Annotated in this window: 1 protein-coding gene; it reads right to left on the minus strand. The window is 47.3% G+C overall.

The window, feature by feature from the left end; translation table 11 throughout:
- On the minus strand, positions 1-1,181 hold a 1,181-nt coding region (tuf, locus tag AAEY75_RS14085), incomplete at its 3' end, for an elongation factor Tu (protein WP_194198354.1).
- Positions 1,182-1,202: the final 21 nt, after the last annotated feature.

The raw sequence follows: 1,202 nt of genomic DNA on the forward strand, positions 1-1,202 counted from the left end.
ACGTTAGCAACAACACCAGCACCTACAGTACGGCCGCCTTCACGAATAGCGAAGCGAAGACCTTTGTCCATAGCGATTGGGTGGATAAGCTCTACGCCCATCTCAACGTTATCACCAGGCATTACCATTTCAGTACCGTCTTGTAATTGGATTGCGCCAGTTACGTCAGTAGTACGGAAGTAGAACTGTGGACGATAGCCGTTTAGGAATGGTGTGTGACGACCACCCTCTTCTTTGCTCAACACATATACTTCAGCGTCAAACTTGGTGTGAGGAGTGATTGAACCTGGCTTAGCAAGTACTTGGCCACGTTGTACGTCTTCACGCTTAGTACCACGTAGTAGTACGCCACAGTTTTCGCCTGCACGACCTTCGTCAAGCAGTTTACGGAACATCTCTACACCAGTACAGGTGGTTTTTTGAGTGTCACGGATACCAACGATTTCGATTTCGTCGCCAACGCGTACGATACCAGATTCAACACGGCCAGTTACAACAGTACCACGACCTGAGATTGAGAATACGTCTTCGATTGGCATTAGGAATGCTTTGTCAACGTCACGCTCTGGCTCTGGGATGTAGGTGTCTAGAACTTTCAATAGTTCTACGACAGCTGGTTGGCCATATTTTTCTTGTGAGCCTTTTAGGGCTTCAGTAGCTGAACCATGGATGATTGGAGTGTCATCACCTGGGAAGTCGTAGTCAGAAAGTAATTCACGTACTTCCATTTCTACTAGTTCTAGCAATTCTTCGTCATCAACAACATCACATTTGTTCATGAATACGATGATGTACGGTACGCCAACCTGACGTGAAAGCAAGATGTGCTCACGTGTTTGTGGCATAGGGCCGTCAGTTGCAGATACTACTAGGATTGCGCCGTCCATCTGGGCAGCACCAGTGATCATGTTTTTAACATAATCGGCGTGACCTGGGCAATCTACGTGAGCATAGTGACGTGCATCTGTGTCATATTCTACGTGTGAGGTGTTGATGGTGATACCACGTGCTTTTTCTTCTGGGGCTGAGTCAATAGACGCGTAGTCTTTGGCTTCGCCACCTGAAGTGATTGCAGCTACAGTTGCGATAGCAGCTGTTAGGGTTGTTTTACCGTGGTCAACGTGTCCGATGGTACCAACGTTGACATGCGGTTTTAGACGTTCAAACTTGGCCTTTGCCATGGGTATTTCCTCTTTTTTTGG

This window comes from Psychrobacter sp. TB55-MNA-CIBAN-0194, assembly GCF_040309505.1.
GTDB classification, from domain to species: Bacteria; Pseudomonadota; Gammaproteobacteria; order Pseudomonadales; family Moraxellaceae; genus Psychrobacter; species Psychrobacter fozii.